We start from the raw sequence: 22007 nt of genomic DNA on the forward strand, positions 1-22007 counted from the left end.
CAATCTAAACCCTATTAACAAAATCCATCTTGCACAATCGTTAATGATTAACCCTGATCAAAATGTCATAGAAACATTAAATTAAGTACAGATTCATCATTTTTCACCTGAAGTAAAAAATAGCGAAGCTTGGCAGAAAGAACTGCATTGGCTTCGCTTCTGCTGTTTGCGGAAGTCCGTATTGTTAGAGAACAAATGTTATTAATCGCTAATTGTAGGTAAATAAAAAATTTTTTTTTTAGCAATACTCCTTAGGAAAGTGATATATAGATAAGATTTATAGAGATAAAATCTTCTATTCTAAATTTGTTTACTTCATCTAAAAACATTCCCCAATCCTACTTTTTCTTTCTCTAGTATCCTATTACAAAAGTTTAATAGGCCATAATCATAATTTCTTATACACAAAATAATGAGGAAGAAAATATTTTTCTTGCAAAGCGTTATATTAATTAGATGTGTATTTTCATATTAAAATTTGAATATAAACTTTTAATTGAAGGTGATGATAGATGAATAGAGTATATTTGGTCGGGGCTCAACAAAAATTAATAAAATCAAATGATTGGCAACGATTTATGAAAGGTATTGTTTTAGATATAGAATTGAAAAATCAGGTTGTTAATAAGGTCGTTGATTATATATCTCCCCCAGAAGTTTGTCCAGAAAATAATGCGTCAATTTCATTTACAGCTGCTACTCTTTCTAAGCAAAAGCTTTATGTAGGTACTCTTACTGAGATTTTAATATATAATACAAAAAATTTCCAACTTGAAAAGTATTTCTCTCTACCATTTTTCAATGATATTCATCATGTAAGTCCTAGAGCAAATGGTAATATGCTGGTGGTGAATACTGGATTAGATATGGTTATTGAACTTTCTTCTAAAGGTGAATTATTAAATTGTTGGAATGTACTAGGTGAAAATCCATGGCAGCGTTTTAATAAGATTACAGATTATCGGAAAGTTCCTACAACAAAACCACATAAATCTCATCCCAATTTTGTATTTGAATTAAATAATGAAATATGGGCCACTAGATGCTTACAAAAGGACGCAGTGTGTTTGACTAATCCAAGTAAAAAGATAACAATCGGCAGAGAACTTGTACATGATGGAGTAGTTTATAAAAATAAAATTTACTTTACTCAAGTTGATGGGAGAATAGTAATCGTTAACGCCAATAATTTAATTGTAGAAAAGGTCATAAATCTTGTTGAAATCACCAACAATATAAAGAAAATAGGTTGGTGCAGAGGAATAAAACCTCTAAATGATGACACAATTTTAGTTGGTTTTTCTAGAATTAGGCCTTCGAGAGAAATTAATCCGAATGGGACAATTAGTTTGAACGGGCAGTACGGCGTATTGCCAACTAGGTTAGCATGCTATGATATCAATAAGAAAAAATTACTTTGGGAAAAAAATTTAGAGGATTACAATTTAAATGCAATATATTCTATCAATTGAAAAACAAGGCTTTCATGATGAAATAAGGACGGAAGCAATTTTAAAAGTCATTGGAAAACTCATCCAACACATCCCTTCTACATCTTACATCAGAAGTTCTTTACCGAGGAGTGACAATAATTCCAGCTTCCTCTTACCATTTATTATCGGATGTTACATGAGTAGCTATCATATAAGCAATCAAGAACTGATTCTATCCCGGAAAATATCAAATAAAATATTATCCTATATATATCAAATATTTTGCGAAAAATTTATTCTTCTATAATAGATTACTTGTCTATACATAATAATGCTCACTTTCATATGATAGAGTACATCATTAGAAAAGAGGTGAGAATTATGGGTCAATTTGTAGACGCGCAAATTTCACAAAATATTAGTTATAGTGGGGGAATTGCTGCTCCAGTTACCTCTACGCCAACACTTTTTGGAACACTAGGTCTTAACACATCAGGTGCAGGACCGAATCTACGTGTTCAATTTACTGCAACAGCTGCCATTAGCTCTTTAGCTACTGTTGCAGTACCAATCGCCATTGAAATTTATAGAGGGATAGGACCAGGACGTGTCCTTGTTTATTCAGCTGTAGAAACATCACCAGCTATAGGTGTCCTAGGGGTTGCTTCTAGAACAATAATAACTTTAACCGGTGCAGACAGTAATCCACCTAACACTGGATCTTTGGTTTATCAAGCATTTATTAGTATACCTGGGGGAATACCAATCGCACCAACGCGTACGGGTCCTGAAAGTTTTAATGCAGCTGTATATTCCAACTAATAAGATGAACAACTATTTATTAGTTGATATGAATGAAAAGTAAAAGCCAAAACATTCACAATGGAAGGGCAAATCCTTGTCATATTGAATAAGAATGAATACAGCATACACAATTAGTGACATTATGATTCTTATCGCCTTGGATTCTACGGAATTCAAGGCTTAACCAATTATATTTAATAGACATTAGGTCTATTAAAATGAATCTCCTTTCTTCACCTTAACTGCAGGTCAAAATAGAATATCTATAAGTTAAAGAGTTTTTCCATACTAATGAGTTATTGGTACATTCTTAATCTATTAGTGATCTATTCATCTTCGTGGTTGCTACCTAAATATCAGCAATGACGGTTATAAAATGATCTATTTATGTCTACTAAAAACCCCTTCTAGAAAATCATTGTACCAAGCCAACAAGAAATATAAAGCAACATTTTATCTTCATTGGCATCTTTCTATTCATTCTAAGTAAAGCAGATAACTTCATATAGGTGGCTTGTTTGTGTTTTTACGTCTATAACTTGTTTTTTGGTAATTTTTATAAAAAGGAGTGAATAAGAATGGCGAATGGATGTAATCAAAATCCTATTGGAGCATGTTCGGAAGCGGAAGGGCTGAATACAACTGCCAATGGTACTGCTTCTCATGCTGAAGGAATAAATACTATTGCTAACGGGGCAGCTTCTCATGTTGAAGGATTTCAGACTAATACGACAGTTGATTCGGCACACGCAGAGGGTTCTACTACGACAGCCAGCGGGGTGGCTTCCCACGCTGAAGGGTTTCAGACTAGGGCCACAGCTAATACTGCACATGCAGAGGGGAATTTTAGTAGGGCGAATGGAGTGGCTTCCCACGCAGAAGGAATTTCGACAATTGCTGGAAGCAACGCTTCTCATGCGGAGGGTTCAAACACAAGAGCCTTGAACTTACATGCCCATGCAGAGGGAAATCTAACGACCGCCTCAGGCATTGCGTCCCATGCAGAGGGAGAAAATACGGTTGCCAGCGGTCTCGTTTCTCATGCAGAAGGACAAGGTACGATTGCCCAAGGTGAATCTTCGCATACGGAAGGCGACCAGACGCAAGCAACCGGCAGAGCATCTCATGCAGAAGGTAATCTGACTATGGCTAGCGGCAGTTTCGCTCATGCTGAGGGGCAGCGTTCCGTCGCTTCCGGTGATCTTTCCCATGCTGAAGGAAATCAGACGCAAGCGATCGGACAAAACTCTCATGCGGAAGGCGCTCTTAACATTGCTAACGGCTTCACTTCACATGCTGAAGGAGTGAACACGGTCGCTTCAGGATTTTTCTCCCACACAGAGGGACAATCGACGAATGCGAACCTTTTGGAAGGCGTTCATGTCATGGGGAAATTCGGTGCAGCCAACGAGCTGCCGTATTCTTGGTACCTGGCTAATGGCCTAGATGCCTCGACACCAGGTTTGGCCGCTAAAATATTAAGCGATGGCAACGTCAAAATTGATGGAACGGTCTCCTCACCGGCTGCAGATTATGCGGAAATGTTCGAAACAACGGATGGGAATCCGATCGATTTTGGCTACTTCGTTACTTTGGATGAAAATAAAGTGCGCATAGCAAATGAACAAGATGATTTTATACTTGGGATCACAAGCGCAAAGCCGGCAGTCTTAGCCAATAGCGGAGAGCTGCGATGGAAGAGCAAGTACATGACCACCGAATGGGGAGAAGTTTTGTACGAAGACATCGCTCTTCCTTCAGAATTCGATACTTACGGCAATGTGATCAATCCCCAAAGGTCCGAACGCAGGCCGGTGTTGAACCCTAGCTGGAATTCATCCAAGGAATATCTTCCGCGCTCCCGAAGACCAGAATGGGTGGCTGTTGGTCTAATCGGGCAACTTCTTGTTCGGGATGATGGCACATGCAAGCCAGGTAGTTATTGCAAACCTAACAATGAAGGGATTGCAACAGCCTCGAATCAAGGATATAGGGTCATGCAGCGTACAAATCAAAATCAAGTCTTAGTTATCGTTCCTCAAGCTTTTCGAAATCCTAGTAACAACAAAGTTGATCAACTAGAAAAATTAGCAAAATTAAAAGAACAGGGCTATCTTACAGAAGAGGAATTTCAGATTGAAAAACAAAAACTATTAAACTCATAAAAAACCTTGATTTAATAAAGTTATCATTTGTTAGAAAAAAATAGAAACTGTCTGAATTCTTTCTCATTTTGTGCAGATTTCACCTTTTGGTGAGTTTGCCCTTTTTTTATCATTTACATGACTTTTAGCCATTAAAACAGTATAGTTGCTCATTACAAAAAAACTTAGCGTTCATTGGGAATTCACCTTGTCCATTGTTCAAGTGAACAAGTATTACGCAAAGCATCCTACAAGATTTATTTTTTCAATGCTAATTTTATATACTCTTCCAAAGGCAACATAATAAACTTGTAGAGAAAAAAACATCTCTTCCTCTACAAGTAAATAAAGAATGTTAAAAGACTTATTTGCTTATTTGCTAAAGTAGAAGTACCGCAAAAATTACCATTAACATATTAATGTAAGCATTTATTTTCAAATGACTATTTGTTTCTCCTATATATATACTTGTGGTAAGAAGGAAAATTAATAGTTGATTAGAATTATCTCCTGACATTGAGAACACTTCCTTTACCAAAAAGGATGTTTCTATTCACCCTCCTTTTAAATGGTGCTAAATTCTTTCTACTAAAAAATTATTCAGATAAAAAATATATTTAGATTAATAAAATATTCTTAATTAGATTGGAACGATTAAAAGACTAATTATTGATTTTAGGTTTTATCAACATTATTTTTATTATGAGAAAAAGTATAAGTTTCGGTTAATCCTTGTAAGATATCAACCTGTGGTTTCCAATTCAGCATTTGGCATGCTTTGCTATTATCAAGACAACTGTGTTTAATGTCTCCTTTTCTTGCTGGTGTATGGACAACATCAATAGTAGAAACATGAATTTGCATCAGATATTTTAATAAGTGATTGACCGATGTTCTCTTGGAAGTACTGACCTGAATGGTTTCTTGATGTCCTCGTTCCATGGCAGCTATATTCGCCTGAACAATGTCTTTTACATAAATAAAATCACGCGTTTGTTCCCCGTCTCCGTGAATACATAAAGGCATCCCTTTTTTAATTTTTTCGAGAAAGACAGCTATCACTCCGCCTTCTCCTTTTGCTGTTTGTCTAGGACCGTACACATTTCCGTAACGGAGAATTGTATAAGAAAGTCCGTAAAGCTGATAAAATAATCGGATATACGACTCAGCTGTCAATTTGGATAAGCCGTAGTAGGAAACAGGTACCGCTTCGTCTTTTTCAGAAATCAGCTCTTTTTCTAAATTTCCATATACCCCTGAAGTCGAGGCGAAGATTATTTTTTTTACGGAAGCTTCATGACATGCTTCGAGTATGTTGATAGTTCCACTAATATTCACATCAGCATCATATTTTGGATTAAGAATAGACCGTTCAACATCTGCCTGAGCAGCCAAATGGAATACGACGTCGGGCTTTTCTTGCAAAATAATTTGTTTGGCCTCAGCACTGCATATGTCTACATGATGAATGACAGCAAGTGGGTGAACATAATTCAAATGTCCGGATATCATGTTATCCAGCACATGCACTTCCACCCCTATCTTTATAAGTTCATCAGTGAGGTGAGAACCAATAAAGCCAGCCCCTCCAGTAACGACAGCTTTCATATATCATTCTCCCTTTATAGTTTTTATTAGTGTATGTTACATCAGCAGAACTCGTATAAGTTACCTACCTAATACATTTTGAAAAGGCTCGCATCTAAGAGATTGTTTCATCTTACTAAAAGAGACTTCACTTATTGTAATACTGAAATTAAACAAATTAATTATTCAAAACCCTTCATTTTTTCATAGATATATAGTAAATGAAAAATATGAAAAAACTAACAATCGAAGTATTAAGCAATGCAATTTCTTTTAGCATGAATTAAGTAAAAAAGGGGGTAATCGACAGATGGCGGATAAAAAGGGAATTTTCATTGGACCTGTCGTTATTGGAGGCGTGGGTGGGAGTGGAACTAGAGTGGTAGCAGAATTATTAAAAGAACTAGGTTATTATCTAGGCCCATTAAATCATGCAAATGACAATATAGAATTTGGTAGGTTATTTGGACAATCTGAATGGTTTAAAGAAAGTGATAAAAATAATAAACAGGCCATTTTCGAACGATTGAAGACATTTGAAAAAATAATGCTGAAATCCTTAGAAATCAATCATTCTAAATATATTGGCTGGGGATGGAAAAACCCACCAACCCATATTTATATCGAATACTTAAATAAATACTTTAAAAAAATTAAGTATATACATGTAATACGCCATGGGTTAGAAATGGTATATAGTGATAATCAAAATCAGCTTTCCCGCTGGGGAGACTTGTATAACATAAAACCCTCTTCAAAGGTGGATCCGAAATCAAGTCTTCAATATTGGTTTTCATCCAATGAAAGAGCGATAAGAATAGGACATGAACTGTTTAATCAGAACTTTCTACTTATTAACTTTAATCAATTATGTGTTAATCCACAAAAGGAAATCAGCAGGCTAATAATGTTTTTGGAATTGGACCATTCAAAGTTTAACATTGATCAATTGGCGAGTCTGATCCACCTCCCTAAATCATGGGAAAGATATAAACACCATGATTTAAGTATCTTTTCAGAAGATGATTTTGATTTAATAAGGAAACTAGGATTTAACATTTAATTTTCAAAAATTATTATGTGTGCAAAATCTAAGAAACCTTGACATACTGAAGGCTAAAACGGAATAAAAATTAAGATTTATTCTAGGTTCTTATCCATAGCCTGACTCTAACCTATTTAGTGATGTAATCTTTATTCTTTTAATGGATATTTCATATAAATCAACAAAACTCCTTAATAGACAAGGAGTTTTTATTTTCTAATGACTTAGACAGGTATTTGCATGTAATATAACGAACCATTATTTATCTCTGCAACATATAGTGGGAAATGTAAATAAGCCAAATGAATTGGGTTTATTGCATATAGGGAACCAAGAAGCCATACCTATTATGAAAAAAGGGCAAGCCTATAAAACGTAAAATCAGCCCACAGTAAGATTAATACTTTAAAGTTTCATTAAACCAACACAAATACTTGATTAGGACCCGTACGCTTCATCACCCTGTATCCATGTTCGGCAACGGTGGCAATCCCCTCTTTATTTGGTTTGCAGTAGCCATTGACTATTGCGGTTCCATCATCCCGAACCAGAAGTTTTCCAACAAGACCAACAGGAACCACACTCTCCTTTTTACTAGATTTTTTAAAAACTAAAAAAAACTTCAACCTAGAATAGACAGATCTATTAGGATAAAATGTAGCTTTCTATTTCTTCCAGGTTTGATTGACAAATGAATATAAGATTAGTAGTAATCAAAAAAGAATCCTATTCATAACTGCAACAGCGATAGGACATGTTGAAAATACCTACAAACATGTGTCGTAGACTCATATAACAAGCAATGCAAAATCTTGAATGTAATCACCATTTCCCATAATGATGTTCCTCCTGTCTTACAATAGAATGACTCCTACACTTATGCAATGTTACTATTACGTTTTTGTATGGACAAAACTATTAATCTATAGGAAACTTTTTACTTTTTTCTAAACAATGATAATAAAGCGTAACAGAATTTTTCATTATAAATGAATAATTATTTATTCAGATAGTATTCTTCTTAGCCACTTAGAAAGTATAGAAGCAATTTATTAGGTAAATAAAAGGACAAACTCACCAAAGGGTGATGTCTGTCCCTCGTATCATTGAATTCATATATGGTTCTATTTAACAAACACCAATACTTGATTTGGTCCTGTACGCTTCATTACTCGATATCCCTCAATTGAATCAGTTGAAATTCCTTCATCATTAGGTCTACAATAACTACCAACTTTGCATGTGCCATCATCCCGAACCAGAAGTTTCCCTACATGACCAACAGGAATCCATTCAGGTCTTTGCAAACGTGGGATATACTCCTGTGAAGGGTTCCATTCAGGATTTAATATCGGTTCCGTTTTTGTAAAAGCGGGTTGAATCACTCTTCCTTCTTTATCTTTTATTTCTGGTACAACCACCTCATGGTATTTGATCCTGCCCCATTCATCTTTTACAAAGAGATTGTGCCAACGCAAATCACTTGCATCTGCAATCATTGCTGGAGTCGCACTCACTACCCCGAGAATATAATCATCATTTGCATTCGCTTTTCGTATTTTATCACTTTCCCCATTAAACGTTACGAAGTAGCCAACATCAATCGGTTTGCCATCCATTGTTTCAAACATTTCCGCATAATCGGCTGCAGCAGGAGATAGTACAACACCGTCTAGAAATAAATTTCCCGTTAGCCCTTCAATGACGGCAGAATTTAATGTCGGTCCAATAGCGAGGCCGTTTGCTAGATGCCAAGAAAAGGGGAAGCGCGTGGTTCCATTTTGACCCATGATATGAGAACCCGTATGAGCTACATCTACAATCGTAGATAGCCCCTCTGAATGCGAAAAGTCTGCTCGTGCTTGTGTGCCAATTCCCTCCGCATGGGAGGAGGTTCCACTAGCTTCTGTAACTGAACCTTCCGCATGGGAAGCAGACCCACTCGCATTTGTATTATTTCCTTCCGCATGGGCGGCAGACCCACTCGCTCTTGTATTAAATCCCTCTGCATGAGCATTAATTGCACCCACAAATGTGATTGTACCTGACCCTTCTGTATGAGAGTTCTCTCCATTAGCCGTTGTGTTAAGTCCTTCCGCATGAGAACGGGCTCCACTGGCGGTGGTATCATCTCCTTCCGCATGGGAAGCAAATCCACTGGCGGTGGTATCATCTCCTTCCGCATGGGAAGCAAATCCACTGGCGGTGGTACTAAATCCTTCCGCATGGGAAGCCTGACCAAAACCGGCAGTGGTTAAGGTTCCTTCCGCATGGGAAGAAAAACCACTGGCGGTGGTACTAAATCCTTCAGCATGAGAAAAATTTCCGCTGGCCACTGTACCAGGGAATGCCGCGATATTTGGAGTCCCCCCTTCTGCATGAGAAGCAAAGCCACTCGCAATCGTTCCAACCCCTTCTGCGTGTGAACTTTCCCCACTGGCTAAAGTAGGAGCAGGATTGCCATTTTGGTCAACTGCTCCACCTTCTGCATGAGAAGCTCTTCCACTTGCTGTATTTCCTTCCCCTTCCGCATGGGCTCTAAATCCACTGGCTATTGTACCTGACCCTTCCGCATGTGATTGATTTCCACTTGCTAAAGTTCCAAACCCTTCGGCATGTGAATCCTGGACAATAGCCCTTGTTGAAGTACCTTCTGCATGAGAGGCAAGCCCACTTGCAATGGTTCCCTGTCCTTCCGCATGGGAGGCTGTTCCACTTGCTACTGTTTGTAACCCTTCGGAATGGGAAATAGCACCACTAGCTGTTGTACCTTCTCCTTCCGCGTGGGCATTGATACCGGTAAGCGTCGTTTGCGTATTCGATCCTTCCGTGTGCGAATTAGCTCCTGCAGCTGTTGTAGTGTTCCCCTCGGCATGGGAAAAATCTGCACTAGCTAAAGTACCGAAACCTTCCGCATGGGAAGCCACCCCGCTTGCTGTTGTAGTATTACCCTCTGCGTGGGCTGTATTAGCTGTCGCCATTGTCTGAAACCCTTCCGCGTGGGAGGAGATCCCCGATGCAGTTGTTTCACTTCCTTCGGCATGGGAAGTATTTCCACTGGCAGTATTACTCTGACCTTCCGCATGTGAAGCAATTCCACTGGCTGTGTTACCCATGCCCTCTGCATGAGAACCATCGCCACTGGCGGTTGTACTCACCCCTTCGGCATGGGAATTATCTCCGATTGCTTGTGTACTATTTCCCTCTGCATGGGAAAAAGCTCCACTAGCTGTTGTACTTGCTCCTTCGGCATGGGAAGCAGGACCACTGGCAGTTGTACTTGCTCCCTCGGCATGGGAGTTTTGCCCGCTCGCGTTTGTTAAAGCCCCTTCCGCATGGGAGGCTATCCCACTGGCGGTTGTACTCTGGCCTTCGGCATGAGAAAAATCTGCACTAGCTAAAGTACCGGAACCTTCCGCATGGGAGGCTATTCCACTAGCCGTAGTCTCAAATCCCTCGGTATGAGAGACATCTCCAATGGCAGTAGTCGCAACTCCTTCTGCATGGGAGAAATCCCCAAGAGCCTGTGGAGCCGGATTTACATTAATGTCTGGAGTTCCCCCTTCCACATGGGAGGCAAACCCACTTGCGATGGTACCGATACCTTCCGCGTGTGAAGCCGGGCCGCTCGCAAGGTTAGGAGCAGGGTTCCCAAGTGGATCTACGCCGCCGCCTTCTACGTGAGAGGCTCTACCGCTGGCCGTATTTCCTTCACCTTCAGCATGCGCGTTAACACCGCCGATCGTTGTTTGTGTATTCAATCCTTCAGTGTGCGAATTTTCTCCGATTGCTGTTGAACTGGAACCTTCGGCATGAGATGCTCTACCACTTGCTGTTGTTCCTATCCCTTCAGCGTGGGAAGCAACCCCACTCGCTGTCGTATTATTTCCCTCTGCATGTGCTGTATTACCTGTCGCCATCGTCCGAAACCCTTCCGCGTGGGAGGAGATTCCCGACGATATTGTTTCACTTCCTTCAGCATGGGAAGTATTTGCACCAGCAGTGGTTAGATATCCCTCCGCGTGGGAAGCAACCCCGCTTGCAGTTGTAGTAGATCCCTCTGCGTGTGCTGTTTCAGCTGTTGTTTCGGTATCAAACCCTTCCGTGTGGGAAGCGTCCCCCCCTGAGGTTGTGTTACTTCCTTCAGCATGGGAAGCATCTCCGTTTGCAACTGTATTAAATCCCTCGGCATGAGAAGCATCTCCGTTGGCCGTTGTATTGATCCCTTCCGCTTCCGAACAGGTTCCAATCGGATTTTGATTACATCCATTCGACATATTTACCATCTCCTTTTTACTAGATTCATAAAAAACTGAATAAAACTTCAACCCAGAATAGACAGAAACCTATTAGGATAAAATCTAACTTTCTATTTCTTATAGGTTTGATTGACAAATAAATATAAGAGTAATAGTACAAGAAAGAGAAGCATTTCATAACTACAAAAACGATTAAACATGTTGAAATGCCTAAGAGCATGTATGGTAGACTCATATTCCTGTCATGAAATAGAATGGCTTCTACATTTATAATATGTTGCTAAAAAGCTTATGTATGGACAAAACTATTAAATAACTGGAACTTTCCACTATTGTCTAAACCTTGATTTAGAAGAATAGAGGACATCCTAGGAATAAAAATAGACAAACTCACAAAAGGGTGATGTCTGTCCCAAAAAACATTAAATTCTATTAGGTACTATTTCACCAATACCAATACTTGATTTGGCCCTGTACGCTCCATTACACGGTATCCTTGATCTGATTTTATAACAATTCCTTCACCATTCGGCTTACAGTAACCATTAACTTCACACATACCATCATCCATTACACGGATTTGACTGATCAATCCTACAACTACCCATTTGGCCTCTTCATTTTTGTTATGTTTCAACTACATATTAGTATGGAGAAAACTATTAAATCACAGGAATATTCCACTTTTGTCTAAGCAATGGAAAGGATAGTGACAAAGCTCCAAAACTCTAAATAATATCCGTTACTACGATTATGTAAAATAAAATGTTTAGAGTATTGCCCAGATTTTTTCAATTTGTTAGAATGGAGAGTTTAATAAAGTGATAGAAGATTTAATTATTTTTATGCACTTACCTAAAACGGGTTGAAGATCATTAAATTCAATTTTTAGAAGTCCGTATCAAAAAAATAATTTTATGATCATTTGATTCCAGTAAAAGAGATAAGGAAAAATTATAGAGGAATGGGAAACTATTAAAATAGTTCTGTCAAAGGAGTAAATGGCCTTTTAGTAATAATTTTGGGAAAAACTATGCGGAATCACATATTGACAAAAAAACTCACTGAATTTGACAGTAAGTTTCTGAATTGAATGTACGGATGCTTAAAATTTGATCCAGCGCTTAATCATTGTTGTCAGATTAGAAATTTTTTTTAGAAATTGCGCTTTTGTAAACTTCCAAAACATTTTGAAACGCTTTATCCATCGACCAATAATCCATGCCCCATTTTTGGGCTCTCAAGCCAAGATTTTCTCTGTATGAATCATGTTCTAGTAAATAATTAATATTGATGCATAACATCGCTGGATCTCCTGCAGGCGTAATTACACCTGTCATTCCATGCTCAACCATCTCAGGCAAACCTCCTGCGTCGCTAATAATCACAGCTTTACCGGCAATTTGTGCTTCAATAACTGATAAAGGCTGATTTTCAATAAGACTTGGAAGAACGAAAATATCAGAAATAGACAATAAATAAGGTACATCATTCCGGTTTCCGAAAAATGAAACTTTGTTTTCTAGCTTTAAGGTCTTGCATTGATTTTGTAATTCTGCTAGCTTTACTCCATCTCCAACAATCCAACAAACCCAATCATTACGTATACTTTGTAACTGGCTAAGAGCAGATAATAAATGATGAACTCCTTTTGTCTCAGTAAGTCGGCCTGCATAAATGATGACTTTCTTGTCAGCTGGACGCTGAATAGGTGATTTCTCTTTCATTCGGTTAAGAAAAGCTTCTGTGTCGTACCCATAGTGGTGAACTTTGAGCTGTTCATTGGGAACATAAAACTCACTCGTTAGAATATTCTTTAGCCACTCATTTGCAACTATAGTAACTTCAGCAGACGTAGCCCCATCATGTTCTAGTTTATCCATATATAAGCATGCTAGGTGGGCGGTAGGGCTTTTATGATCTTGAGTTACCGAATGCTTTATCTCATGAGCCACGCAGCCATGAATGCTAGCTACTAATGCAGTTCTGCGGGGTCTTATACGATTAATACATACAGTTGAAATGACGTCTTGTGTATGAATTAAATCATATTTTTCCAAGCCTAAATTAGTAACCCCTTCTTCAAATAAATAACGATAGAACTCATAATAATTTACAAATGGATCTGTATTTAAATAAAGAGACCAGTTGTTTCTTGCATTTAGTTTTGCGTTAACGTTAGGAAGCAGCTTAATTTTCTCTATCTTTCGGTTTTCATTTACAATGTGAACATAGTTATTTCCCTCACCGTAGCCTAACAAGTCCACCTCATTGCCAAGAGACTCAAGCTTTGCTTTTAATTGTTGCATATAATTCCATACTCCACCTACATGAGGAACTGGCCAAAACGTAGCTAGTAATATTTTCATAATTACATTTCCCCTTTTGGTATATGACATGAACGTACCTTCGTTCTCTTTATATAAGTATTCATGTGAAATACCAATGTATAGACAGGAGTCTCAATTATGTTCAATATTCATAACGGTTTTATTACAAATGGCAAAAAGAGCTAAAAAATGAAAATATATAATTTCACTTTAGGAGAGGAGCTTGGCCATAATAGCTACATTAAATGTCACAGCCTGAAATGGCTGGGACATCTTAAACTTATATCATCTAGAGGAGAGGAAACCGACATAATACCTCAAACTTAATTTTACTTATATCTTCTTTTGTAAATCCCAGTCAAAGTAATAAAGTCAAAACTAACCAAAAAATCTCCCCTTTTCACCCAGAAGATTAAATCTCTTTAATTGTTTTATTATGAATGCAATTTTTACAAGCCGCCTTCCACTTTTGCAATCAATTCATCTAGTTTTTGGCCATATCGATTTTGTATAGTAAGTACCTCATTCTCAATTTCAGGTAAATGCTTTCTAGTACCCATTTTTCGATGAACTCTATAATAAGTAAGCGGCTGATCTAAAAACGGTATTTCATACTTTAGAACAATTCGTATCCATAAATCATAGTCGTGAGCATAGATTAAAGATTCATCAAACAAACCAACATCTTGGAAAAGATCTAATTTTATCATTATCGTTGATCCATTAATTGGACACCCACTTTTGAGACTCCTATAAAAAGATATTTTATCTAGATTAGTGTTGATTGGTGAGCTTATATGGCGATTCAATGAATTGATCCATATAAAATTTGTATAGGAAATCATCGCTTTATTCTTTTTGATAAAATCTAATTGCAGCGCTACTTTTGAAGGGTGTAATTCATCATCCGAACTCAGCCAAACAAAATAGTCTCCGCTGGCACGTTTAATCCCCTCGTTTAAAGCGGTTGCTGTACCTCCGTTGTTCTTTTTTAGATAAATAATATCCTTCAAAAAAGGTGTAATCTTATCAACGTATATTGTAGACCCATCATCCACGACTATAACCTCAATATTTTTGTAGCTTTGTGCTAGTGCACTTGTAATAGCCCTATCAACATACTTGCAATTATAGAATGGAATAACAATGGATACTTTCTCTGTCAAAACCTGTAAATTGTGCAGGTTCTGGTTCTTATCGAAGCTTTCCTTCATTGCTTTGACACCCCTTTATACATTAATTACTTATCGTTCTCTATTAGTTGATAATAAAATAAGGTCAAGTTCAAACGAAGGCTTGATTTTTCATATAATAAAGCTTTCATAGTAAGTAAAAATTCATTATTTATATTATGAAAACATTTTAAGGAATGTTCGATGTAAAATGCCTACTAAAGCAACACTTCATCCAGACCTTGCCGGGATCTGATATTCTATCTGCTTGTTTCAAAAAAAGACGTGAATATTGACAACACACTTACATAAAATTGTATTATGTTCTATTTAAATACTTATCTATAGATCTTTGTAAATCATAAACATTCCTAAATTGCGAACTTGTTATTGATTATTTTAAAAGTCATTTGTACTATATGTTTCTTCATGAAGTCCTTTCTTGTTTATTATTGAGTTTAACCTCGAAAATAATAAACTGTTTCTTTTGGTTTTCACCTTAGTTCAAACCATTCATGGGAATTTCGAACAATTTGTCTTTGAGGAGGAAAGAAATGAATATATTATTTGTTTTCTACGTTCCAAGTGGTGGAGTAGAGACTTTAAATCGGCAAAGGTGTACAGCACTTAAAAAGTACAAAATTAATGGTCATTGTCTTTATTATGAAAAAAGGAGAGAATTGGTAAATGATCATAACACCCCAACATTTATAACAAACAATGACAACGAGATAAAAAAAATATTAGACCAGGGAAATTATAGTGCTGTCGTTGTCATTTCAGATTTCCAAGCGTTACCTAGATTTAGATCAATGGGTTACCAAGGAAAGATGATTATAGAAATTCAAGGATATGGCCCAAAAAATGTAGCGAGAACTGCGCTTAAAAATGCTATACCACAAGTCACTACACATGCTAATGGATTTCTAAATCCAAAAACTCCTCACATCATGCAACTATTAGATGAACTATATCCTTCAATTCCTAAATTTAGTTTTAATAATTGCTTTGATACAAGTCAATTCTCCTACCGATCAATACCATCAAATCCTAGCCCAATGATTGCTTGGATTGGTCGAATTGAAGATAATAAAAACTGGAGAGAATTTCTTCAAATAGGAAATCTACTTATCAAGCAATACAATCCAAACATACAATTACATATGTTTGAAGATCCCACGATAAGTGATCCAAATGAAAGAATTGAATTCAAAAATCTTATTACACAACTTAATTTGCAGCAAAACCTTTCTCTTCACGCAAATGTACCTAATTCCCAAATGATCGATTTTTACTCCATCATTGGCGATTCTGGAGGCTTTTTATGTTCAACTTCAAAGGTAGAAGGAGCTCCTTATTCTCTTCTTGAAGCTATGAGCTGTAAATGCCCTGTATTGACTACAGATTCCGATGGGGTAAGAAGTTCAATCATTCATAATCAAACAGGAAAGTATTACACCTTAGGGAATGTCGCTGACGCGGTTAAACAAGCAAAAGAATTAATGACCGACTATAAATTACGAGAACATATTCGTTTACATGCTCTTGAGCATGTAAAGACACATTTTAATCCGGATCTTTATTGCCGTAATTTTATAAATATGCTTGTATCCCTTGGAATTAATTATACGTATTAATAGAATAAAGCCGGAACTGAAAAATGTTCCGGCTTTACAAGATAACGGATAGAAGGTTAAAAAAATATTATCGTTTATTTTACATGATTTTTTACGTTGGAGTTCAGCACTTATTATTTTAATGTACGTTACTGTGAGATTACTTTAAGTTTGTTGGATTATAACCGAATGATATAAAATCCTTTTTAAATAGCTCTTTAACCAAGTCGATTGTTTCCCCGTCATAGAAACTTTCATATGTTGGTAAAGATCCTACAGCAGTCTCCAATGTCAATTTTACCTCTGCGAATGATCCCTTCCCCTTATCGGTCATATTTTGTGCCATATGATGTGGTGACTTAGAGATATTTTGAATAGGAGACGCTAATAAATTATATTTGTTTTCTATCATTCTAATTTCATTATTGAAATTTTCTAAGTGTAAATAATTTTTAATAATACATTCTTCACCCTCAACATATTGCAGTGCAATATGACGATCTATTAGTTCACTACTCACTCCGATATCCTTTACTTTAAATAAGAATTGTTTAAAAGAAAACCCATTATTGATCCCTGGAAATACTTTATTCTTTAGATTTTCATTTGTTACCGTACTTAAATAGGAACTGACTGCTCTTTTATATGGATTACGAACAAGTTTATAGGTAACATTTTTATCATTCAAAAGTTGATCTGTTAATTCAGTCGTGTAATTATTCTGCTTTTGAAATACTTCAGCTCTATATTTATGCACCCAAGGATCATAATCAATTGCTTTTTGAAGTAATCCATTTTGGAACAGGAACCACTTGACAAGTGAAGTACAGCCGCTCTTTGGACTCCAAAAAAATATTAAAGGAAATCCTCTTCCATATAACGGTATCGGGTCTCTGATTAAATTTTTTATGAGAACTTCTCGTTCTTTTTTAGACATTTTTGACAATATTTTTTACCCCCTTTTTTTGGTGATTCATAGAAGTTATACATTGCTTAATTTTTTTAATGAAAATATTCATTAAAATTATTTAACTGACATAACTCGTAAAATTTAGGTACTAGAACCTTTTTATATATTCTACAAGAAGAGGGCGGTAAAAGTTTTCAATAGTATCCATTTCTTTTCTCATTTCCGGTTGATATTTACTTGTGCCAGATTCTTCATGTGATCTAAATTTAGTGAGTACTTCATCTAGGTAATGCAATTTATGTCCTCTGACTAGTAAACGGAACCACATTTCATAATCTTGTGTGTAACGCAAATCAGGTCTAAAGTACCCAACCTGATCAAATAGTGCTTTCTTCATAATCACTGTACAGCCATTAACAATGTTATATTTAAGAAAAGCTCTATAAACATCATTTAGGTTCGAACAACGTTGACCACAAAAAGGGATTAATACTTTATTATTCTTATCAATGATGTCATAATTTGTAAAACTAATCTCTGCTTTATGGCTTAGCATAAAAGCGATTTGTTTAGAAATCTTTTCAGGAAGAAAATAATCATCCGAACTTAACCATGCAATATATTCTCCCGTAGATGCATAAATACCAAGGTTTAATGCTGTAGCAGTGCCTCCGTTCTCTTTTCTTATATAATTAATTTTCCCGTGATATGGTTCAATTTTTTCAGTAAAAATCGTCGAACCATCATCTACAAGTATTATTTCTATATTTTTATAGGTTTGATTTAGCGCACTTTGAATTGCTTGCTCTACGTAGGCGCAGTTGTAAAATGGAATAATTATTGAGACCTTTGGATTCATTAATCAACCTCCTTACAAATAAGATGTAATAAAAATCCACCCTAATCCTACTTGAGATTATCTTAAGTGGTCATTTCGGATGTTTCTGTGTTTTTTTCACACTAATAAGATATGCAATAAGTGCTTTAATGTTATGGACATAAGCTTAAAATCTGCAAATACTGCTATTCGTGAGTAGTTGTACGATAAAAGTTAAGAATATCCCTTAAAGATGTACCAAATGGAATCGATGGTTTCCAACCTAAATCTATGAGTTTTGATGAACTGATTTCGGTATGTTTTTCTACCTGATCATTTACTTGGGATCTAAGTTCGAAATCAATATTTGTGATGGATCTAAACCCGTTAATGATTTCTTCTAGAGAACGACTCTGTCCCGAAGCAACCTCATATATTTCACCAGGTTTTCCCTTTATTAAGAGAGTGTTATAAGCTCTTACGGCATCTCTTACATCTAGAAAATCACGCTTAGCATTCAGACTATAAACTTCAAGAACTTTTTCTGCTTTTTCTTCCTCCATATCTACTATTTTTTGTGCAAAAATAGAACATACTCCTTTTGAGAATCCTGGACCTATTAAGTTGGAGGGTTTAGCAACCACAATATTCATGTTGTATAAAACGGCCCAGGCTTGTGCGATTAGCACTTGAATGGTTTTACTTAAACTATAGGGATGAGTAAGCGTGGATATAGACGCTGGATCAAATTGTAGAGCTGAACCGACAACAATGATTTTACAAGAAGGATTTTCTTGACGAAGAGCGTCAATTAAATATGCGGTGGACATAGAATTAATTTCTATTGAAGAAATCGGATCCAGCCATGACTGCCCTACGTGGTTTTGTCCTGCTAAATGAAGAGCATATTGAGGTTTTGTTTTTTTTACTAATTTTTTTACATTTTCTTTATTTGAAAGATCACATTGCTCCCACTTAATCCCGTTATGGTCAAACGAATTTTTATTTGTAACAGCTGTAATATCAAACCCCACCTCAAGGAAATGCTTACATGCATGATAACCAGTGAAACCACTTGCTCCCGTTATTAACAATTTGGTATTTTGATTCATTGAAGTTTCAACCGATCATTGTAGTATGGAATTGTTGATTTGATATACTGAAGTATATAATTCTTATATTTTATATTCCAATTTGAATAAGACACATCTGACAGGCTTTTTCGCATGAACAAAACTATCAATCGGTTTCTGCCTAACCGTTTACAAACAAGACTCCATAATTCCATTTCAGGATCTCAACCCTTTCTATACTATCTTTTAATCCCATCCTTACTCGACATTAATCCCGTAAAATGATTAGTTAATAAATTAATTGACAGACTTCCCTGCTTCTCTTATTACCTTATGTTTTTATCCTTCTATTGACATAGGCTGCTAAGTAATTTTCTTACCTAAAAATCACTGCATCACTTAGACTAATACACATTTATTTCCTTTACATGATTGTATTGAAAGATATAGTAACTTGAATTAGGATCGTTATTGCAGAAATTACAAACGTAAAATTAAAAATGAACTTAAGGAAGGTCTTGGTTGGTTTAATAAGTTAATATAAAATGCCAATTCGTATATTAAGCAATTAAGCATGAAGATGGCTTATGAGATTGTTAGGGGCGTTTAATACGAAAACAAAAAAAGATGACTCCGTTAAATCTTTGTCACCTTTTTTGGTACTATAAAAGACAATATTTTTTTAGAAGGTTAAACTTATGGAGTTCTCTTAAAATCCCCTGTTTTTGGAATCAGAAATATTCTTTATTTCAACTAATTTTATTACTAGGAGCAATATATCATCAAATATTCAAGTAAAGACAAGAAATTTGCTATTTGACTAGAAATCTATATTAAACTTATTAAAATACCATTCGTCATCGAATTTTCGTTTTTTAAAATAGGTTTCTCGTTGCGTTTCAACACCATTAGCCAGAACAAGTACTTCAATTCGCTGTGCTTTTCTAAATACTTTTATCTTTTTGCATTTTTCTATACGGGCTGGATTAAAATGAGAATAGGCCATTCTTAGTAAATTATAATAAACTTCTTCATATCTAACTCTATAAGGATGGGCGTTTCTAAATAAATGTAAAACTTTCACATTAGGCTGAACATGACATCGATATCCAAAAAGCCATAGCTTTATAGAAAGTTCCACATCTTCATGCCCCCAAGTTTTAAAACCCTTCTCAAACCCATCAACATCTTCAAACACAGATCGAGCGATAGCAAAGCATCCTCCAGGTAACACAGCTGTTTCAAAAAGTCCGGTTTGTTTGCCATTCCATTGTATTTCAAGAGTGGACGTTAACGTTTGGCCATACCCAATAAACTGAGAATTTCCTATAGCTTCAATTCCCGGCGTAATTGCATCTGTTTTCCCAGAAATCAGCGGTTCGATTAAATGGTCGATCCACCAATTTTCAAACTGCAAATGAGCGTCGCAAAAAATGAAATATTCTCCTGATGCATTTTCTGCACCTAAGTTTCGTGCATTAGCTGCACCAATCCCCCCTGTTCGGACCATTTTTATATATTCCTTTTTATAGTATGTTTTAAGAAAATCACAGCAATTGTCCACTGATCCATCGTCAATGACAATTGCTTCAAATGGATAATTTGTTTCAATTGAAAATAACGAATCAAGAGTTGTTTTAACATTTCCACCTTCATTTTTAGCTGGAAAAATAATAGAAATTAAAGGATGTGATTCCATTCAATTTTGTCCCTCCCTTATAAAAAATATCTTTTATCAATTTCAATTTATGATTATCATGCACCTTTGTGAGGATCAATTTATATTTGTAAGTAAAGATTAATGTATGAAATTTGACGAATCAAAAAAATATAGGATTACATACCTGAGTAAAGATACTACATAAAACAGATTAAATTAAAAAATGTGTAAAAGTCTATCGACATAAGTCCATTCCTATTTGTAATTGTAGACATATACAATAGTATGTCTAAAAGAAACTAGTCATTAAATCTACTACGTTTTTGGACTTATCATTTCTTTTTGACAAACAAAAATTTATAGGAGTGAATAGTATGATGAAAAATACAGGTTGTGGCTGCAACGGTCACGATGATTGCCCTCCAAAAATGGAGTGCGACAAAGTACATTCAAAATCTGGTGAATGTAATATTACACCTTTTGCAGTATCAGGTGCTGAAGAACTTACAGTTGTTTTGGCGGATGTAGTACTGCAAACACAAGTCGAAGCGGATATTAAGCTCCCTTCACATGCAACGGATATTAAAAGCATTCGGAAAAATGTTAAATTGACTCAGTGTAAAGTGGTGCGTAATTCCTTCGATCCTACAAATTTGACTGCAAAGTTATTTGTTGAAGGCTACGTTCATAAAAATATTCAATATGTTGAAGACTGCCAGGGGTGGGTAAAAGACTATAGCGTAAATGTGCCGTTTAGATGTTACCAAATTGTACCTCTTACACTACCTGCTGAATATCCATTTGGTGAGTTTAGCATTAAAAATAATATTCTTGAAAGAAGAGAACTCGCAGCTGACGGCATGGGTGCAGATGATTGCACAACTGGCTCATTGCATTTTGAGATCTTTACTGAACCGGTACAATGTAAATTACTTTTTGCTGTAGTCGATGAATGGGATCTTTTCAGAAACCATGATAATTGGGGAAGATTTGATAAAATTGTTGAGAAAATGGACGTTGTACTTGGAATTAAATTATTCCAAAAACAACAAGAACCTACACCTATTCCAACTCCTACAGCTGGTGGTGGCTTTGGAACTTTTGCACAACCAGAAACAATCTACGATAGATTCAGAAATATTATTGGCCGCTAATCA

The 22007-nt window shown here is 36.2% G+C and carries 15 protein-coding genes; 6 read left to right on the forward strand and 9 right to left on the reverse strand.

Features of this window, described 5'->3' with window-relative positions:
- Positions 1 to 512 precede the first annotated feature (512 nt).
- From WCV66_RS25525 to WCV66_RS25535, 3 genes are all read left to right on the forward strand, one after another.
- Positions 513 to 1472: a hypothetical protein gene (locus tag WCV66_RS25525; RefSeq protein WP_338787383.1), complete on the forward strand. Its 960-nt coding sequence runs from the start codon at positions 513 to 515 to the stop codon at positions 1470 to 1472.
- A 342-nt stretch (positions 1473 to 1814) separates the two neighbouring features.
- Positions 1815 to 2255: a hypothetical protein gene (locus WCV66_RS25530; RefSeq protein WP_338787384.1), complete on the forward strand. Its 441-nt coding sequence runs from the start codon at positions 1815 to 1817 to the stop codon at positions 2253 to 2255.
- Positions 2256 to 2815: 560 nt separating this feature from the next.
- Positions 2816 to 4402 carry a peptidase G2 autoproteolytic cleavage domain-containing protein gene (locus WCV66_RS25535; RefSeq protein ID WP_338787385.1) on the forward strand — a complete coding sequence of 529 codons (1587 nt, stop codon included), beginning with the start codon at positions 2816 to 2818 and terminating at the stop codon, positions 4400 to 4402.
- A 654-nt stretch (positions 4403 to 5056) separates the two neighbouring features.
- Here WCV66_RS25535 and WCV66_RS25540 read toward each other — a convergent pair.
- Entirely contained in the window at positions 5057 to 5989 is a 933-nt protein-coding gene (locus WCV66_RS25540; protein WP_338787386.1) for an NAD-dependent epimerase/dehydratase family protein, read from the reverse strand.
- A 289-nt stretch (positions 5990 to 6278) separates the two neighbouring features.
- Between WCV66_RS25540 and WCV66_RS25545 the strand changes: the two genes are divergently transcribed.
- On the forward strand, positions 6279 to 7031 hold the full coding sequence (locus tag WCV66_RS25545) for a sulfotransferase (RefSeq protein ID WP_066335762.1): 753 nt from the start codon (positions 6279 to 6281) through the stop codon (positions 7029 to 7031).
- A gap of 1106 nt (positions 7032 to 8137) precedes the next feature.
- Here the strand turns inward: WCV66_RS25545 and WCV66_RS25550 are convergent.
- From WCV66_RS25550 to WCV66_RS25565, 4 genes are all read right to left on the reverse strand, one after another.
- Positions 8138 to 11290, reverse strand: coding sequence for a peptidase G2 autoproteolytic cleavage domain-containing protein (locus WCV66_RS25550; protein WP_338787387.1), 3153 nt, complete (start codon positions 11288 to 11290; stop codon positions 8138 to 8140).
- 421 nt (positions 11291 to 11711) lie between these two features.
- On the reverse strand, positions 11712 to 11864 hold the full coding sequence (locus tag WCV66_RS25555) for a hypothetical protein (RefSeq protein WP_198165160.1): 153 nt from the start codon (positions 11862 to 11864) through the stop codon (positions 11712 to 11714).
- Between the two features lie 550 nt (positions 11865 to 12414).
- Positions 12415 to 13641 carry a glycosyltransferase family 4 protein gene (locus tag WCV66_RS25560; RefSeq protein ID WP_066335756.1) on the reverse strand — a complete coding sequence of 409 codons (1227 nt, stop codon included), beginning with the start codon at positions 13639 to 13641 and terminating at the stop codon, positions 12415 to 12417.
- Positions 13642 to 14051: 410 nt separating this feature from the next.
- Positions 14052 to 14816: a glycosyltransferase gene (locus WCV66_RS25565; protein WP_066335753.1), complete on the reverse strand. Its 765-nt coding sequence runs from the start codon at positions 14814 to 14816 to the stop codon at positions 14052 to 14054.
- A 512-nt stretch (positions 14817 to 15328) separates the two neighbouring features.
- Here WCV66_RS25565 and WCV66_RS25570 point away from each other — a divergent pair.
- Positions 15329 to 16411, forward strand: a complete 1083-nt coding sequence (locus WCV66_RS25570) for a glycosyltransferase family 4 protein (RefSeq protein ID WP_066335750.1) — start codon at positions 15329 to 15331, stop codon at positions 16409 to 16411.
- Between the two features lie 139 nt (positions 16412 to 16550).
- Here the strand turns inward: WCV66_RS25570 and WCV66_RS25575 are convergent, their stop codons facing one another.
- From WCV66_RS25575 to WCV66_RS25590, 4 genes are all read right to left on the reverse strand, one after another.
- Entirely contained in the window at positions 16551 to 17327 is a 777-nt protein-coding gene (locus WCV66_RS25575; protein WP_066335820.1) for a sulfotransferase family 2 domain-containing protein, read from the reverse strand.
- A gap of 121 nt (positions 17328 to 17448) precedes the next feature.
- Positions 17449 to 18159 (reverse strand): glycosyltransferase, encoded by a 711-nt coding sequence (locus WCV66_RS25580; RefSeq protein ID WP_066335742.1) that lies wholly within the window; start codon positions 18157 to 18159, stop codon positions 17449 to 17451.
- Positions 18160 to 18323: 164 nt separating this feature from the next.
- The gene (locus WCV66_RS25585; protein WP_066335739.1) at positions 18324 to 19229 is read right to left on the reverse strand and encodes an NAD-dependent epimerase/dehydratase family protein; all 906 of its coding nucleotides are present in this window, start codon (positions 19227 to 19229) and stop codon (positions 18324 to 18326) included.
- Between the two features lie 781 nt (positions 19230 to 20010).
- Positions 20011 to 20889, reverse strand: coding sequence for a glycosyltransferase family 2 protein (locus WCV66_RS25590; protein WP_066335735.1), 879 nt, complete (start codon positions 20887 to 20889; stop codon positions 20011 to 20013).
- 335 nt (positions 20890 to 21224) lie between these two features.
- Between WCV66_RS25590 and WCV66_RS25595 the strand changes: the two genes are divergently transcribed.
- Entirely contained in the window at positions 21225 to 22004 is a 780-nt protein-coding gene (locus tag WCV66_RS25595) for a CsxC family protein (RefSeq protein ID WP_066335732.1), read from the forward strand.
- The last annotated feature ends 3 nt before the right edge of the window (positions 22005 to 22007 follow it).

The organism is Metabacillus rhizosphaerae, from assembly GCF_037201795.1.
Taxonomy (GTDB): Bacteria; Bacillota; Bacilli; order Bacillales; family Bacillaceae; genus Metabacillus; species Metabacillus rhizosphaerae.

What these genes read in the sequence shown, in the direction of transcription:
- WCV66_RS25590 (WP_066335735.1), bottom strand. Translation starts at nt 20,889, where the DNA reads ATGGAATCACATCCTTTAATTTCTATTATTTTTCCAGCTAAAAATGAA.
- WCV66_RS25545 (WP_066335762.1), top strand. Translation starts at nt 6,279, where the DNA reads ATGGCGGATAAAAAGGGAATTTTCATTGGACCTGTCGTTATTGGAGGC.
- WCV66_RS25575 (WP_066335820.1), bottom strand. Translation starts at nt 17,327, where the DNA reads ATGTCTAAAAAAGAACGAGAAGTTCTCATAAAAAATTTAATCAGAGAC.
- WCV66_RS25595 (WP_066335732.1), top strand. Translation starts at nt 21,225, where the DNA reads ATGATGAAAAATACAGGTTGTGGCTGCAACGGTCACGATGATTGCCCT.
- WCV66_RS25540 (WP_338787386.1), bottom strand. Translation starts at nt 5,989, where the DNA reads ATGAAAGCTGTCGTTACTGGAGGGGCTGGCTTTATTGGTTCTCACCTC.
- WCV66_RS25580 (WP_066335742.1), bottom strand. Translation starts at nt 18,159, where the DNA reads ATGAATCCAAAGGTCTCAATAATTATTCCATTTTACAACTGCGCCTAC.
- WCV66_RS25550 (WP_338787387.1), bottom strand. Translation starts at nt 11,290, where the DNA reads ATGTCGAATGGATGTAATCAAAATCCGATTGGAACCTGTTCGGAAGCG.
- WCV66_RS25570 (WP_066335750.1), top strand. Translation starts at nt 15,329, where the DNA reads ATGAATATATTATTTGTTTTCTACGTTCCAAGTGGTGGAGTAGAGACT.
- WCV66_RS25560 (WP_066335756.1), bottom strand. Translation starts at nt 13,641, where the DNA reads ATGAAAATATTACTAGCTACGTTTTGGCCAGTTCCTCATGTAGGTGGA.
- WCV66_RS25565 (WP_066335753.1), bottom strand. Translation starts at nt 14,816, where the DNA reads ATGAAGGAAAGCTTCGATAAGAACCAGAACCTGCACAATTTACAGGTT.
- WCV66_RS25535 (WP_338787385.1), top strand. Translation starts at nt 2,816, where the DNA reads ATGGCGAATGGATGTAATCAAAATCCTATTGGAGCATGTTCGGAAGCG.
- WCV66_RS25525 (WP_338787383.1), top strand. Translation starts at nt 513, where the DNA reads ATGAATAGAGTATATTTGGTCGGGGCTCAACAAAAATTAATAAAATCA.
- WCV66_RS25530 (WP_338787384.1), top strand. Translation starts at nt 1,815, where the DNA reads ATGGGTCAATTTGTAGACGCGCAAATTTCACAAAATATTAGTTATAGT.
- WCV66_RS25585 (WP_066335739.1), bottom strand. Translation starts at nt 19,229, where the DNA reads ATGAATCAAAATACCAAATTGTTAATAACGGGAGCAAGTGGTTTCACT.